This is a genomic window from Acinetobacter piscicola (assembly GCF_002233755.1).
GTDB lineage: Bacteria > Pseudomonadota > Gammaproteobacteria > Pseudomonadales > Moraxellaceae > Acinetobacter > Acinetobacter piscicola.
Map to the genome: position 1 here is coordinate 1 of NZ_NIFO01000040.1, position 15401 is coordinate 15401.

Annotated in this window: 14 protein-coding genes and 2 pseudogenes; 4 read left to right on the forward strand and 12 right to left on the reverse strand. The window is 38.6% G+C overall.

From position 1 onward, the window contains the following. Positions 1 to 304: 304 nt before the first annotated feature. The gene (locus CDA10_RS16170) at positions 305 to 1231 is read left to right on the forward strand and encodes a chromate resistance protein ChrB domain-containing protein (protein WP_004723210.1); all 927 of its coding nucleotides are present in this window, start codon (positions 305 to 307) and stop codon (positions 1229 to 1231) included. Next, positions 1228 to 2574 (forward strand): chromate efflux transporter, encoded by a 1347-nt coding sequence (chrA, locus tag CDA10_RS16175; RefSeq protein WP_004723211.1) that lies wholly within the window; start codon positions 1228 to 1230, stop codon positions 2572 to 2574. Before CDA10_RS16170 ends, chrA begins: the two co-directional genes overlap by 4 nt. A 41-nt stretch (positions 2575 to 2615) precedes the next feature. Here chrA and dmeF read toward each other — a convergent pair whose 3' ends face one another. Next, entirely contained in the window at positions 2616 to 3608 is a 993-nt protein-coding gene (gene dmeF / locus CDA10_RS16180; protein ID WP_004723214.1) for a CDF family Co(II)/Ni(II) efflux transporter DmeF, read from the reverse strand. A 57-nt stretch (positions 3609 to 3665) separates the two neighbouring features. Here dmeF and CDA10_RS16185 point away from each other — a divergent pair, with 57 nt between their 5' ends. Beyond that, positions 3666 to 3932 (forward strand): metal/formaldehyde-sensitive transcriptional repressor, encoded by a 267-nt coding sequence (locus CDA10_RS16185; RefSeq protein WP_004644596.1) that lies wholly within the window; start codon positions 3666 to 3668, stop codon positions 3930 to 3932. Between the two features lie 396 nt (positions 3933 to 4328). Here the strand turns inward: CDA10_RS16185 and CDA10_RS16190 are convergent, their stop codons facing one another. From CDA10_RS16190 to CDA10_RS16235, 10 genes are all read right to left on the reverse strand, one after another. After that, positions 4329 to 4454, reverse strand: coding sequence for a YHYH domain-containing protein (locus tag CDA10_RS16190; protein ID WP_004644597.1), 126 nt, complete (start codon positions 4452 to 4454; stop codon positions 4329 to 4331). A gap of 77 nt (positions 4455 to 4531) precedes the next feature. Then, complete coding sequence (locus CDA10_RS16195; protein ID WP_004723216.1) at positions 4532 to 4960, reverse strand: YqaA family protein; 429 nt, start codon at positions 4958 to 4960, stop codon at positions 4532 to 4534. Beyond that, complete coding sequence (locus CDA10_RS16200) at positions 4961 to 6268, reverse strand: MFS transporter (RefSeq protein ID WP_004723218.1); 1308 nt, start codon at positions 6266 to 6268, stop codon at positions 4961 to 4963. 94 nt (positions 6269 to 6362) lie between these two features. After that, a complete protein-coding gene (locus tag CDA10_RS16205) occupies positions 6363 to 7010 on the reverse strand; it encodes a hypothetical protein (protein ID WP_002123386.1) in 648 nt (215 codons plus the stop codon). 12 nt (positions 7011 to 7022) lie between these two features. Then, positions 7023 to 7736 (reverse strand): HupE/UreJ family protein, encoded by a 714-nt coding sequence (locus tag CDA10_RS16210; RefSeq protein WP_004723221.1) that lies wholly within the window; start codon positions 7734 to 7736, stop codon positions 7023 to 7025. Positions 7737 to 7754: 18 nt separating this feature from the next. After that, positions 7755 to 8114: a hypothetical protein gene (locus CDA10_RS16215; protein ID WP_004644602.1), complete on the reverse strand. Its 360-nt coding sequence runs from the start codon at positions 8112 to 8114 to the stop codon at positions 7755 to 7757. Positions 8115 to 8122: 8 nt separating this feature from the next. Then, on the reverse strand, positions 8123 to 11254 hold the full coding sequence (locus CDA10_RS16220; protein ID WP_004723223.1) for an efflux RND transporter permease subunit: 3132 nt from the start codon (positions 11252 to 11254) through the stop codon (positions 8123 to 8125). Between the two features lie 12 nt (positions 11255 to 11266). Next, on the reverse strand, positions 11267 to 12745 hold the full coding sequence (locus CDA10_RS16225; protein WP_089606590.1) for an efflux RND transporter periplasmic adaptor subunit: 1479 nt from the start codon (positions 12743 to 12745) through the stop codon (positions 11267 to 11269). An 11-nt stretch (positions 12746 to 12756) separates the two neighbouring features. Further along, positions 12757 to 13956, reverse strand: coding sequence for a TolC family protein (locus CDA10_RS16230; RefSeq protein WP_004644605.1), 1200 nt, complete (start codon positions 13954 to 13956; stop codon positions 12757 to 12759). A gap of 45 nt (positions 13957 to 14001) precedes the next feature. Beyond that, a complete protein-coding gene (locus CDA10_RS16235; protein WP_004723226.1) occupies positions 14002 to 14451 on the reverse strand; it encodes a hypothetical protein in 450 nt (149 codons plus the stop codon). A gap of 309 nt (positions 14452 to 14760) precedes the next feature. On the opposite strand from CDA10_RS16235, the pseudogene CDA10_RS16240 reads away from it, so the two are divergent. Then, a pseudogene (locus tag CDA10_RS16240) lies at positions 14761 to 15038 on the forward strand (helix-turn-helix domain-containing protein); the annotation flags it as partial. A 56-nt stretch (positions 15039 to 15094) separates the two neighbouring features. Here the strand turns inward: CDA10_RS16240 and CDA10_RS16245 are convergent. Then, a pseudogene (locus CDA10_RS16245) lies at positions 15095 to 15401 on the reverse strand (hypothetical protein); the annotation flags it as partial.

Here is a 15401-nt window from a genome sequence, read left to right on the forward strand (position 1 = left end):
ACGGTAGGATTCTCTCAACTTTTCAGTCCGCTTCTCGTAGCGCTCAGCGCGCACAATAGACACAATCCAAGACACTGATTTTTAATAAATTTCATCAATTCTTGTTCTACATTTACCGTAAAAACTACCGCAAAATAGATCTGTACAATACCCGAAAATTTCTTAGATTCAGTGATTGAAAGGGATGATCCTTACGTATATCAGCAAACAATATATCAGATTCCCTGAATAACTAATTAAGTATAAAAATTATCACGTCAAATTTATTTGTTATAAAATATACAAAATTTGTAGAGTTTATAACATGAATATAAGCATCCTCATTTCTAGCCTTTCCACACAAAACTCTTCTGCTCGAATGAGAATTTGGCGTTCCATCAAAAGCTGTGGCGCAGCAACTCTGCGTGATGGTGTCTATGTGCTACCTAATGAACAAAAGCAGCGCTTTGACCCCATTATTGACGAGCATCAAAGTGCCGATGGCATTGCCTATCTATTCGATTCCGTTAGCAACAATAATTTAGACTTAATTCAACTATTTAATAGAAAAAGTGAATACTCTGAATTTTTGCTACAACTGAATGAAATAGAGAGTTCACTGAATGTTGAGCAAAAAAATGAACATTTAAAAAGCATTAGAAAATTAAGAAAGCAACTTTCATCTCTCATCGATATTGATTTCTTTCCTAATGAATTACAAAACACAGCCTTAAACGCGATATCAAAACTCGAACTTAAAATTCATCACCTAGGGGAATCAAATGAGCCCTCTTCTATAAATAGTGATCTACCTTCTCTTAATCTTCATGACTTCCAATCTAAAACTTGGGCTACGCGAAAACGACCTTGGGTGGATCGTTTAGCTTGTACGTGGCTCATTCAAAAATTTATTGATAAAGACCCTACTTTTATTTGGCTACAAGATATTAAAGATTGTCCAGCAGATGCTTATGGTTTTGATTTTGACGGTGCAACGTTTACCCATGTTGGTGAGCTTATTTCATTCGAAGTACTTTTACACAGCTTTAGTTTAGCCGATAAATCACTTCTGAAAATCGCTGAAATTGTGCATTACCTAGATATTGGAGGAAATGAGCCACCTGAAGCACTTGGGTTAGAAAAAATATTACAAGGACTTAGAACCAGTATTCATGCTGATCAACAGTTAGTGGAATTATCCAATCACATTTTTGATGGTCTATATACGAATTTTAAAGGTGAGAATACATGAGTCAATTACAAGAAAACGATTTCGAGCCCAATCCAGAGATCAGCTTTAAAGAAGCAATACTATTTTGGCTTAAACTCGGATTTATCAGTTTTGGCGGGCCTGCAGGCCAAATTTCTGTCATGCACCAAGAATTGGTAGAACAAAAAAAATGGATCTCTGAAAAGCGATTTATGCATGCACTCAATTACTGCATGCTGCTTCCGGGTCCTGAAGCACAACAATTAGCAACCTATATTGGCTGGTTGATGCACAAAACCAAGGGTGGCTTAATTGCTGGGCTATTTTTCATTTTACCTTCCCTTTTTATTCTCATCGGTCTTTCATGGGTCTATGCAAAATTTGGAAATGTACCTGTCATTGCAGGGCTTTTTTATGGCATTAAACCTGCTGTCACCGCTATCGTCTTTCATGCAACCTATCGTATTGGCAGTAAGTCACTGAAGAATAAATATATGTATGCTATTGCATGTGCCGCATTTATTCTCATTTTTGCCTTTAATGTTCCGTTCCCCCTTATTGTGCTGCTGGCTGCTTTAAGTGGTTATCTCTTAAGTAAATTTGACCCAAAATTATTCACTAGCAATGTTCACGCATCAAGTCTCAAAGACTACGGGAAAGCAATTATTGATGATGATACGCCCACACCTGAACATGCCATTTTCAAATGGTCTCGCTTGATTAAATTGCTGGTTGTTGCAATTATTTTGTGGTGTCTCCCTATAGCATTACTGACAGTAGCTTATGGCTGGTCTCACGCTTATACACAAATGGCTTGGTTTTTCACTAAAGCAGCCTTAATGACATTTGGTGGAGCTTATGCGGTTTTACCTTATGTATATCAAGGTGCTGTTAACTTCTATGAGTGGCTTAAACCAACCCAAATGATCGATGGTTTAGCGTTGGGTGAAAGCACACCCGGCCCACTCATTATGGTCGTTGCTTTCGTTGGGTTTATGGGCGGGTACAACCTTGACCTATTAGGGCCTGAACATAAGTTTTTAGCTGGTGCTTTTGGAGCAACAATTGTTACTTGGTTCACCTTCCTATTTTCGTTTGTGTTTATTCTCGGTGGAGCACCCGTAATCGAATCCACTCACAATCAAATCAAATTTACTGCACCACTGACAGCAATTACCGCAGCCGTTGTCGGCGTAATTCTTAATTTGGCCCTCTTCTTTGCTTACCATGTACTATGGCCAAAAGGGTTTGAGGGGCAATTTGACTACATAGCTGCAGTAATAACCATACTCGCTTGTATTGCTCTCTTTAAATTCAATCAAAGTGTATTAAGAGTCATCGGTGCTGCTGCAATTTTAGGGCTTATCATTAAACTAAGCATATAAAAAAAGAGCAGCTCAAATGAGCTGCTCCTTTTTATCTATTTTTATACTGCAGCTTGGAGTCTAGAACTTGTATTAATTTCTACTGAAACGTGCACAATTTCCTCATGAATAGATAAGGCTTTTCTGACTTCATCTGCCGTGATATTTAAACTGCTTACATCTAGTGACAAGATACAAGAAAACTTACCTTTACCTACCTTCCATACATGAATATCAGTAATTACGATTCGGCTATCTAAGTCATCAATGACTTCCTGAATTTCTTGAACAACTGGATGTTCCATTTCAGCATCCAGTAAAGTTTTGCCTGTCTCGCGAATAAGCCCCCAAGACCAATGTGCGACTAGAAATGCACCTACAATACCCAAAACTGCATCTAAGAAATCCCAGCCAAAAAATTTACCTGCAAATAATGCAATGATCGCTAATACAGAAGTCACAGCATCTGCAACGACATGTAAGAAAGCCGCTTTCTGGTTTAAATCATGTTCATGATGCCCATCTTCATCATGGTGATGGTGTCCATGATCATGATGGTGATCATGTTCGTGGTGATGATGGTGATGATGGTGATGATGCCCACTATCGTGTAGTAACCAAGCACAAATAAAGTTCACAGCAAGACCAATCACTGCAATTGATATTGCTTCGTTATAGTGAATATTGACGGGATTAAATAGGCGCTCCACCGATTGTATTCCCATAAACAATGCCACAACCATGAGTAAGATCGCACTAGAGTATCCAGCTAAAATTTCTATCTTCCATGTACCAAAACAGAATCGCTGATCTTGTGAATATTTACGTGCCATTCGGTATGCGAAATATGCTAAGCCCAATGCCAGCATATGTGAACTCATGTGCCAGCCATCTGCAAGTAAAGCCATCGAATTAAAGAACCAACCTCCAAAAATTTCAAAGACCATCATGACGCCCGTCAGGATTGTCGCAATTAAAATTTTCTTCTGCGCTAGCGGATTTCCTTCATCGAATTGATGCGTATGGTTGCTTTTAACATTACTTAGATATTGCATTTTTTTATGCCATCAATAATACTCCCCTACAGTATATTTAGTTTGGACAGAAATGCTATGTCTCATTTGCATCAAGACAAAAAAATTTTAAATCGGGTTAAGCGTATTCAAGGACAAATCAACGCCGTTGAGCAGAGTTTGGCCGACCCTAACAAATCATGCATAGAAGTACTGCAACAGGTCGCTGCAGTCCGTGGTGCTGTGAATGGATTAATGAATCAATTGATTGAAGCACATCTAAAAGAGCATGTAATCAAAGATAAAGATGCGATTAATAAAGAAGAGTTAAAAGAGTTTTTAGCATTACTCAGCCGCTATCAATAAAATGACATGATAAAAAATCTCTTTTCAATTTTTATAGACTTGATATGATGAGTACATCTTTATTGCTTAATAGTTTATATGCGACCCCGAATACGTAAGTTTTTAACTTCTCTTTATTCAACTCCAGATTCAAAAGCGCTCGAAATAAAGTTCAATTTAAGTCATCACTGTGACTTTGAACTTTTTAAAAGGTTTAAAAAAACCAACTGCCAAAGCATAAAAAATGCGATTCACAGTATCCTTTATGAGCGAGGCTATACAACTGCCGAAATCTCCGTATTAACAAACTAATTTTTAAAGTTAGCCTCATACTTTGTATGGGGCTTTTGCATTAATGATTACATTACTATTTTATTTCAACTCATAAAAAAGAGGTCTTTTGACCTCTTGTAGACTTTAATGACAGTGGTAATCACCTGTTTTGCTGTTAGTATGGCAACCTTGTTTATTTGTACCACCCGAATGCGCATTTGTATAAGTTACAAACATTCCCAGCACACAAACTAAAACTATTTTTTTCATTTTTGTATCTTCCCCGAGTTGAATAAAACTTTTAGATTATAGAATAACCAAGTTCCTTTTTTTTATTAGAATATATTTCAAGCAACCTCTAAATAGATCATGTAAACAACGATATATCTTAAAAATTTAGCCGTGAAAACCAAAATTATAAATGTAGTAAATTTTTCCTTTAAAACTCCACTGACTAACGTAATTGGATCACCAATCACAGGCACCCAACTGAGTAATAACATGGGTGAACCATACTTTGCATATAAGATTTGAGCCTTTAATAAATGCTTCTCTGATACTGGAAACCAACGCTTGTCTTTATAGACTTCTAGCTTGATACCCAACCACCAGTTCACACAAGAACCAAGTACATTCCCAACTGTTGCTACAAGTATGAGCAACAGCTCAGAATGCCGACCTAACAGAAAAAAGCCTGTTAACACTGTCTCAGATTGCAGGGGCAATAGTGTTGCTGCACCAAAGGCACTTAAAAATAATAAAACATAGGCCATCATTTATTTCGGCCATCTTTGATGGTTTTCATCTATCACATAGTCATGTGAATGCTTTCCATCATGGTTGTGACTGAGTAGATGTTCATGATCCACAGGTAAATCATCATGTGAATGTACGATTACGGATTCATCTTGTTTTGGCCAAATCATAAAGGCAATACTCATTGCTACTAGAGCAATGACCGCCATAGGCACAAATGTAAAGAGTGTTCCAAAATTGGTACTCAGCCAACCCACTAAAGGGTAAGCTATCAACCAGCATGCGTGTGAAAAAGCGAACTGCGCGGCAAATAATGAAGTTCTATTTTCACTAGATGCAGATTTACGAATTAACCGACCTGTAGGTGTTTGAGATACTGAGTAACCTATTCCCAAGACAAACCATAAAACTAATAGTCCGTTGTATGAGTTAATAAAAAACCCACTGAATAAGCCAACGACTAATACAGCTGTGCCGCTCAGCATCACAGCTCGATCGTTAAATTTATCCAGAACATTAGGCAATATAAATGCCGAGAGCATAGACCCTAAGCCAAACAAGCCAAAGGCCCAAGTGGAGGCATGTTCATTTAGCTTAAAGGTTGATTGAACGAGTACAACCGTATTTACAATCACTACAGCACTGGCTGACGCAATCGCAAGGTTTAACGCTAGGAGTGCCTTTAAACGCGGAGTATTAAAATAAATTTTTGTCCCCTGCTTTATTCTGTAATACACCCCTTTAAATACAGGTACTTTAGCAGCAGGCAATTTTGCACTGACAACAAAAAGTGCTGAACCAATAAAGCCAATGACTGTGCCTAAAAATAGATTGTGATAGCTTATAAATCCAAGTAAAAATCCTGCCAACATTGGGCTAATAATATTCTCTAAATCATAAGCCAAACGAGAAAGAGACAAGGCATTGGTATAATCTTTTTCTTCAGGCAATACATCAGGAATCATGGCCTGAAAAGTAGGTGTGAATGCAGCTGATGCAGATTGCAGAATAAAAATTAGAATATAGATTTGCCAAATTTGGGTCACAAAAGGCAGGCATAAAGCAGTTAAAGCACGGATGATATCCAACCCCACTAAAACTTTTTTACGTGGCAGCCTTTCTGCAAATGCTGAAGCAATAGGTGCTACCCCAATATAAGCAATCATCTTTATCGCCAATGCTATGCCTAAGACCTGAGCAGCCTCCCCTTTAGCAATATCATACGCCTGTAAAGCCAAAGCAATCGTAATCAGCCCAGTTCCAATAAGCGCAATGACTTGAGCTAAGAACAAATGCCTATACGTTGTATTTTTTAAAACTTCTAGCATTTTTGGGCCCCCTTTTAGAACCTATTTTTTATTTCAAAAATCAATGCCAATTAAAATCTCCTTGGATTTTATTCCAAGGAGATTTTTTTAAAGCTTAAAAGACTTTCTTCATATCACTGAATTGGCCTTCAACTTCCAATGTCACTGAAACAGGACTTTCAGTTCTATTACGCCAGAACCAGCCGTGTTTACCATCAAAAGCTGCTGTTAATGTACCTGTTTGCTGAGTTTCATTACGTCCTTTGCCATAACCATGGTAAAAGCCCTTAGGAGCGCTCACTGGATCACCATGCGTGTCATAATTTAGACCACCGCCTGATGTTGTCCATTTAAAATTCACGCTAGCACTTTCCGGCATCGCCAACTTAATTTCAGTGGCTTGTCCGGGCTTCAACTCAACTGTCATCTGTTGCTTTTGAATTGCAGGCATTAGCATTTTTTCTGCTTCACCAATTGGCATAGATGATTGAATATTAGGGTCACTTGCAGCTTCACTCGATATCGTGTTTGAAACTGCCTCTCCCATACCATTTTCAGACTCTTGAGCCAAAGATTGCTTAATTTCACCCATCGTTGTTAAGCCTAGAACTTTACCAACCCCAGTAGGATCAATATTGTATTCAGCTGGCATAACAACTGTAACTAAGACAACTGCAGCACTCACTGCAGCGATAATGGTTGATTTAACAAGTTTCTTTGCAGAAGGTAATTCAACATCTTGTGGAATTTGAGCGTTGTACATATTTGAAAATCCTTATTGAGTAACGAAGCCAGTAAGCTGAAAGCCCACAAGTAAAAAGCCAAGGAACATTAAAAAAACGTTGCTTTGATAAGCTGTTTTGAAGAAATACGGCGTTTTTCGCCACATTGTCATCAACAGCAAAATCATCGCTAAAGCCATAAATTGACCAAACTCTACCCCGACATTAAATGCAATGAGGTTTGCCAATAGACCATCTGCCGAAACTTCATACTCTTGAATTTTTACCGCTAAACCGAAGCCATGAATCAGACCAAAAATTAACGTCGCTGCTTTAGTGTTGGGCTGGAAACCAAACCAACGCTGATATGCACCTAAATTATCCAAAGCTTTATAAACAATAGAAAAACCAATAATTGCATCAATAATGTATGCATTCATGGAAATGTTGTAATACACCCCAATCAGCATTGTCACAGAGTGACCAATCGCAAAAAGGCTGACATATAAGCCAATATCTTTCATGCGATATAAGAAAAAGATAATCCCGACGAGGAACAGCAAATGGTCATAACCTGTAACCATGTGCTTTGCACCAAGGTAAATAAAGGGAATGATGTGTACCCCATAAATTTCTTGAATATAGCCTTTGTCACCTTCTGCCACGCCATGGGCAAAAAGTGCAGGACTCATCAAAACAGCACTTAAAGTAATCAATAACTTTAAAAATGCCTTGAGTCTCACCCATTGTGGAAAAATAAATTGCATGTAAATCAAACTCCAAAGTTAACTAAAAAGAAAAGTTTCTAGCGATGTTTTGGGAGGTTTGAAAATACGACTGATCATGAGATAGAGATAATTTTTCACTCTATCCAGGATCAAAATAAAGGCTAAAGTAAATAACAAAGTCATCGATTGACCAGACTGATATTCACCAAAATGCTCATGAAAATTATCATGATGAATATGGTTTTGCTTTTGATGCACATCATGAAAATGTACACTTTCAAACTCATAAACCGCATGTTCTTGGTATGCAGTCTCTGCATTGTGCGTATTAAAATGCAGGCATAGTGCAAGACTGATGATGCAGACGAACCACATCATCAAATTTCTAAACTTTCTATCTCTCACTATGCCTATCATTGTTTCACCTAGGCTTCTTGCTGCTCAGAAAAATCATCTGATTGCTTTTTACGTCCTTGGTTAAACCAAACGTATAGCGTAGGCAAAATAATCAACGTCAATAAGGTCGAAGATAAGATTCCGCCAATCACAACAGTCGCAATTGGTCGTTGCACTTCAGAGCCAATCCCAACATTCAATGCCATAGGGATGAAACCTAAAGATGCCACTAAAGCCGTAATTAATACTGGGCGAAGTCGTTCCAATGCACCGTGTCTAACAGCTTCGAGTAGTCCTTCACCTTGATCTCTAAATCTCTGGATTGCAGACACTAGAACTAAGCCATTCAGTACAGCTACACCCGACAGTGCAATAAAACCAACGGCTGCAGAGATAGAGAATGGGATATCACGTAAGGCTAAGGCAATCACACCGCCCGTTAAGGCAAATGGCACACCCGTAAAGACCAGCACGCTATTTCTGACATTTCCTAATGCCATATAGATCATGGCAAAAATTAAGATCAAAGCGAGAGGTACAACAATCATTAGACGATTTGAAGCTGATTCCATTTGTTCAAATGTACCGCCCCATGTCAGCCAATAGCCTTCAGGTAATTTAAAGTCAGCATTCAACTTAGTCTGTGCTTCTTCGATATAGCTACCAATATCTGTACCACGGACGTTCGCTGTAATCACAATTCGGCGTTTACCGTTTTCACGTGAAATTTGGTTTGGACCCTGAACATTTTTCAATTCGATCAGTTCAGATAAAAGTACGCTTGAACCATCAGGCAAATTCACTGGAACTTGATAAAGCTTTTCTAAATCCGTAACAGAGTTTTGGTCCATTCGAACCACAATATCGAACTTACGATCTCCCTCAAAAACCTTACCTGCTGTTTGCCCCGTAATCAGACTGGATACTTGCTTTTGTACATCTTCAGCATCAAGACCGTAGTTGGCGATCATGTCTTTTTTAAGTTCAACAGAGACCATTGGAAGCCCACTCATCTGTTCAACTTTTAAGTCGGCTGTTCCATTCACACCTTCTAAAATTTTCGCTGCAGCATTTGCAGATTCAAGCAACTGATCTAAATCATCACCATAAATCTTCACTGCAACATCTGTACGGACACCTGAAATCAGTTCGTTAAAACGCATTTGAATCGGCTGAGTGAACTCATAGTTGTTGCCATAAACGCCTTTTGCCACACGTTCAATATCGGCAACGATAGCTGATTTTTCCTTGTCAGGATTCGGCCATTCGCTACGTGGTTTCAATATCACAAAATTATCAGCGACGTTTGGTGGAACTGGGTCAGTCGCAATTTCAGCTGTCCCCACTTTGGCAAACATGGTTTTCACTTCAGGAATTTTGACGATTTCTTTTTCAAGCGCATACTGCATTTCAACAGCTTGAGTTAAAGAAGTTCCAGGAATTCGAAGTGCATGTAATGCCACATCACCTTCATCTAATGAGGGAATAAATTCGGAACCTAAACGAGTTGAAAGACTCGCACTGAATACAAAGAAAATTGCTACGAACGCGATCAGCTTATAACGATGACTCAAAGACCAATCTAAAATTGGGCTATAAACTTTCTTAATGAAATGAACAATCTTCGATTCCTCTTCCTTAATTTCGCCTGTCGTGACCAAAGCCACCATTGCAGGAACAAAAGTAATCGAAAGAACCATTGCAGCCACGAGAGCCATAACAACTGTAGCTGCCATCGGTGTAAACATCTTGCCTTCAACACCAGTAAGCGTCATGACAGGCAGATACACTAAGATAATGATCAATTGACCATAAAGAATCGCTTTTCGAGATTCTCTAGTTGCTTCAAATACGGTAATAAAACGTTCTTTACGCGTCAGAATCCGACCCAACTCTTTTTGCTTCATCGCTAATTTTGCAAGTGAAGCTTCAACAATAACGACAGCACCATCGACAATGATCCCGAAATCTAGCGCCCCTAAACTCATTAAGTTTGCACTTATTCGTTGATTCACCATGCCAGTAATGGTCATGAGCATAGATAAAGGAATCACCATCGCAGTGATGAGCGCTGCACGGAAATGTCCAAGGAATAAGAAGAGAACAACAATAACGAGGATTGCACCTTCAAGAAGGTTTTTCTTTACTGTGTCTATCGTTGCATCAACCAAAGTTGTACGGTTATAAACGGCTTTCGCCTCAACACCGTCTGGCAATGACTCTTGGACTTTTTGTAACTTTTGATCTACTGCGTGAGCAACATTTCGCGAGTTTTCACCAATCAGCATAAATGCAGTACCTAGGACAATTTCTTGCCCATCTTTAGTTGCTGCACCTGTACGTAGCTCGTGACCAATTGATATTTTTGCCACATCCTTCAATCGAAGAATGTAACCGCTACTTGCCGTAATCGGGATATTTTGAATTTGCTCAATTGAGTTAATTTGAGAATCCGAGCGAATCAAATACTGCTCACCATTCTTCTCAATATAACCAGACCCTTTGTTCATGCTATTTTTAGAAATAGCATCCAAGATATCCTGCTGATCTAAGCCAATGCTGCGTAAATATGCATAATCCGGCTGTACCACGAATTGTTTTAAATAACCGCCAATGGTATTGATTTCATTCACACCTTCAACATTTCGAAGCTGTGGTTTAATCACCCAATCTTGCAAGGTTCTTAATTCAGTCGGTGATAATGGGTTTGGATTATCTTTTGCGTTCTCAACGGTGTACATAAAGATTTCGCCAAGCCCTGTTGAAACAGGTCCCATTGAAGTCGATATGCCACCCGGAAGTGTTGATGTGACTCCTTGCAACTTTTCATTCACAAGTTGTCGAGCAAAATAGATATCCGTGCCTTCCTTGAAAATCGCCGTAACCTGAGATAAACCATATCTCGATACAGAACGTGTGTATTCCAGATTAGGAATACCAGCCAAAGCCGTTTCAATTGGATAGGTCACTTGTGACTCCATCTCCATTGGAGATAAGCCTTGCGCTTCACTATTGATTTGGACTTGTACATTGGTAATGTCAGGTACAGCATCAATCGGCAGTTTAAAATAGTTATAAACGCCAAATGCACCGATAAACAGAAAGACAATCAGTACAAGCCATCGATTCTTGATCGAGAGCTTAACAATTTGATCAAACATAGTCGCTACCCCTTAGTGATCATGAGTAGCGCCAGATTTACCCAGCTCTGCTTTTAATAAATAGGAATTGCCTGCTGCATACACCTGACCTGCTTTAAGACCAGATTTCACCTCAACAAAACCGTTATATTTATCGCCTAGTTCTAAAGGACGTGCTTCAAAGTCATTTCCTACACGGATAAATACCACATCCCAATCACGGAAGTTTTGTAATGCATCTTCACGCACAACCATGGCTTTCGTGCTTTGATTTTCAAATATTTGTGCGGTAACAAGCTGACCAGAACGCCATTTAAATTGGTTCGCAATTTCAATAAAGACTTGAGCAGTACGTGTTTTCGGATCAATCACATCACTAATGTATTTAATCTTACCCAGTGCTTCCTCCGTACTTTCCTGTACTTGAGGTTTAACGGTTACTTTTGCATTTGGATTAATTGCATTCAGCTTATCAGCCGGCACATTGACCACTGCAAGCAACTGTGAAGTATTGGCAATTTTAAAGAGTGGTGAAGCTGGTGTTACATTTGAACCAACCGCAGCAAGCACTTGTAAAACTGTGCCCGACATTGCTGCTCTTACCTCAATCGTTCCATTACCTGAACCACCGTAAGAGCTGATTAAGCTATTCAGCTCATTAGCACGAGTCTGTGCATCATCGTATTCACGTTTTGCATTGATATAGTCAATTTCAGGCGATACACGTTTTTGAAATAATGCGCGTTCCTGTTCCATTTTTTTGCGAGAAAACTGCAAATTATCCAAAGCAATAGATCGGTCAGCATTTAAACGGATCAGATCTTGGCTTTGAACAGTCGCTAACAGATCACCTTGGCTGACTTTATCACCAATCGTTCGATAAGTTTTGATTAGTGTTCCGCTTGCTTTAGGTGTAATAAAACTTTCAAAATTATCGGGAAATTTAAGCTCGCCTTTGAGCTCAAGCGCATTCTCAAAAGTCATAGGTTCAACTTTAAGAAGTTCTAAACCGCTGCTTTTGATACTGCTATCCAGCATCGTTACACGGCCTTCTTTGGTATCCCATTTCCAGCTGTGTTTCTTGCCTTGATAATCAACATTTATCACCATCAAGAACGAATGCGGTTCATAAACAATTTCATCGCCAATCAAGTAATCACTTTCAGGTTTGAAGCGAATGGTTTGCTCAGCATCTAAACGCTTAATAAAAATATTCGCGTTAATCTCACTCGGCTTTAAAGGCTGATCTTTGTAGTAGCCATAGACACGTAAATGCGGCTCTACACCTTCTTCAAAAATTTTTACCTCTGCCGAAAAGTCTCCATCACGATATAAGCGACCACCATGTGGACCTTTTTCATCACCTGCGACAGCAGCTTTTTCTTCGATAGCTTCACCATGTGCTGAAGACGTCTGTGATTTGTTTCCTGTTTTATACCAAGCCAGAGCACACAACATGACAAGTAAAGCTATAACGCCTGTAGCAATTACTGTATTCTTTGGTTTATTCATATTCTCTGCCCTTATTCTTGATCTAAATTCGTTACATAATTTCGTTCAACTTCTGCAATCTGATTTTGCAAAGCCAACCACAGATCAAATCGAGCGAGATGTTTGTCTAACCAAACTTGTTTAATGCTATTAAATTCCAATAATGAAATTTTTCCTGCCTGATAACCCATTTCTGCAATGCGTAAACTTTCTTTTGTTGCAGGTAAAACAGATTGGTCATATTGCTTGATTGCATCAATCAAACTGGATACCTCAATAGATTTGTTATCCAATTCAATCTTTGAATTTCGATTGATTAATTCTGAACGAGTTTCAGCATTGGTTTGCTGTGCTTGAGCGAGTGCAATATTTCCACTGTTGCGATTGAATATCGAAAGCGGAATAGAAGTGGAAACCAAAAAAACTTTGTCATCTGTTTCTTGATAATTACGTACACCAACGCCAAGCGTGATATCAGGAACCGCTTCTTTTCTTGCTAATTCAAATTGAGTTTTTGCCTGCTGCTTTTTTAGTAAAGCCTGCTTTTCAGATAAGCTAACCTTGTCAGTGAAGTTAATCGTTAAAGGAACATCTATAGCATTGGCTGGCAAATCAAAAGCAAATTTTGAACAGAGATTTTTCTGAAACTGAACCTTTTTCAGCTCATTTTGATAACGTAACTTGGACTCAGCAGATAAAGCTGAATTAAGCTGAACATCAGATGGAATCACACGTCCATACTTTAGCTTTTCATTTAGAACTGTTGCTTGTCTTGCACTCAGCTTGCTCTCTGCAGCATAAATTTCTGCTCGCTGAGCAGCTGCATACCAATTAGACATACAGATTCGAAAATCAGCTTTTAACTCTGCTTGTCGTTGAGTAATCTCAAATTGGTTATTATTTCCTTGCAAACCTGCCAATTGCTTACGCAAAGCGAGTTTATTATTCAACGGAATTTCTTGGGACAAACCCATGAATGCAGTTGGGCCATCCAAATCTTTCAGCTTAGAATTACCCAAATTATCCAATTCGACATTGAAAGTTGGATTGTTCATCCGACCAGCATATTTTTGATTTACATCATAAGCTTGCTGAGATTGCTGCAAACTTTTTAGAACTGAATCATTTGCAATAGCTTGCTGCTGTAACTGTGCATAATTTGTTCCTGCTAATAACTGAGGAGCAATGATGACTAAGCCACAGGCGAAAATTACCTGACTTTTTTTAGACATGACTATACCTATACAAAAAATGAAAAATATTTTTGTATAGTTAAATCAATCCCTTAGAACAATGAGAGTTTTGGTAAATGCGTAGGTATTACAAAGAAAGGGAATCCTTTTCCTAAGCTTAAAAGAACGAATTGGGCGTTCAAATAAACCTAAAAATAAGAGGATTAAAGGTAAAGCAAAACTAAGGAAAAAGACTGGATCAATTGAGAAATGATCATCAGCTTGAATTGGTTTTACTGAATGATGAAATGCGGGTTCATCATAACTTGTCCAGTTATGATTTTTTTTATCTTGATCTGCTGTATTCAGAACTTCATCATGATGAACTAATGACCATTGGCTAGAATCTTCTGTTTCTACAGAAATACTCAGTTCATGATGATGATCTAGATTTTTTGCTATTACAGGCGCCCACGTATAAATCCCCGTCGTTGTTATAGCAAACAAAAACAGGACTGATACGAGAATAAGCTTAAAAAACTTATTAGCCAACATAGCAAGTCAGATCAAAATGAAACGTGAAAAGAATACTGAATAGCTTCTAGGAAGTAAATCCTATATGAAAATATATCTCAAATTTACAAGCTATCTCTTTATCAATGGATAGCTTATGGGAAATGAAGCTTTATTTAGTTATTTTCTGGAACTGTACTAAAAGGATTTAAGCTGTACCTAGTTTGAGCTAGTACAAAGTAAGCTTACTTATCTTAGAGGTGGTGGCAATTGAACTCATCCAAAATCTCCAATGAAATCTAGTCATTAAATGTGTGATTCATAGACATCATTTCAATATAATTGGTGTCTATGAACAGAGAAATTCAACAAAGACTCGTATGGGTTAAATTATTTGAAGAGACCAATGATGCTGGCCTAGTCTGTCGGAGATGTGGCATTTCTAGACCAACATTACGCAAGTGGTGGAAACGATATTCTGAGCAAGGTATTGATGGATTAAGTAGTCAGAGTAAACGCCCATTAAAATCTCCAAATACTAAAATCAATGCTGAGCTAGAGGCCTTAATATTGGAAATGCGCTCGGCTAAAATCTGGGTGCTCGACGTTTGCAAACAGAATTGATGAGAAGGATAATCTGCGCAATGTAGAGCATCAAGCAAGTGCAGGACTCTGATATAAATTTTCAGCGTCGTACAGGTGCTCCATCAAACCATTTAAAACCTTTGGGGTAGATGCAGATTCTATTCGCAAGTCCATGCCTTCCTGTTTGATTTTCAGGCATGCTATTTAATGCACTCAGCGGACATTGGACGTCTTCTTGAATAATTCGATCAATCCGAAACATCTGTTCAGCATCAACCACACTATTTTGATCTGTCAGACTAAGGCAACTGCAGGTACCCATATAATTCGTGACCTGGGCCCAGCAACGCTCTATGACACTGCAATAAAATAATGGATCAGCATAGAGTGATCGGTTAAAGCTCAGA

Excerpts from the sequence above, each read along its gene's own strand:
- CDA10_RS16170 (WP_004723210.1), top strand. The coding sequence starts at position 305 with ATGAATATAAGCATCCTCATTTCTAGCCTTTCCACACAAAACTCTTCT.
- chrA (WP_004723211.1), top strand. The coding sequence starts at position 1,228 with ATGAGTCAATTACAAGAAAACGATTTCGAGCCCAATCCAGAGATCAGC.
- dmeF (WP_004723214.1), bottom strand. The coding sequence starts at position 3,608 with ATGCAATATCTAAGTAATGTTAAAAGCAACCATACGCATCAATTCGAT.
- CDA10_RS16185 (WP_004644596.1), top strand. The coding sequence starts at position 3,666 with ATGTCTCATTTGCATCAAGACAAAAAAATTTTAAATCGGGTTAAGCGT.
- CDA10_RS16190 (WP_004644597.1), bottom strand. The coding sequence starts at position 4,454 with ATGAAAAAAATAGTTTTAGTTTGTGTGCTGGGAATGTTTGTAACTTAT.
- CDA10_RS16195 (WP_004723216.1), bottom strand. The coding sequence starts at position 4,960 with ATGATGGCCTATGTTTTATTATTTTTAAGTGCCTTTGGTGCAGCAACA.
- CDA10_RS16200 (WP_004723218.1), bottom strand. The coding sequence starts at position 6,268 with ATGCTAGAAGTTTTAAAAAATACAACGTATAGGCATTTGTTCTTAGCT.
- CDA10_RS16205 (WP_002123386.1), bottom strand. The coding sequence starts at position 7,010 with ATGTACAACGCTCAAATTCCACAAGATGTTGAATTACCTTCTGCAAAG.
- CDA10_RS16210 (WP_004723221.1), bottom strand. The coding sequence starts at position 7,736 with ATGCAATTTATTTTTCCACAATGGGTGAGACTCAAGGCATTTTTAAAG.
- CDA10_RS16215 (WP_004644602.1), bottom strand. The coding sequence starts at position 8,114 with ATGATAGGCATAGTGAGAGATAGAAAGTTTAGAAATTTGATGATGTGG.
- CDA10_RS16220 (WP_004723223.1), bottom strand. The coding sequence starts at position 11,254 with ATGTTTGATCAAATTGTTAAGCTCTCGATCAAGAATCGATGGCTTGTA.
- CDA10_RS16225 (WP_089606590.1), bottom strand. The coding sequence starts at position 12,745 with ATGAATAAACCAAAGAATACAGTAATTGCTACAGGCGTTATAGCTTTA.
- CDA10_RS16230 (WP_004644605.1), bottom strand. The coding sequence starts at position 13,956 with ATGTCTAAAAAAAGTCAGGTAATTTTCGCCTGTGGCTTAGTCATCATT.
- CDA10_RS16235 (WP_004723226.1), bottom strand. The coding sequence starts at position 14,451 with ATGTTGGCTAATAAGTTTTTTAAGCTTATTCTCGTATCAGTCCTGTTT.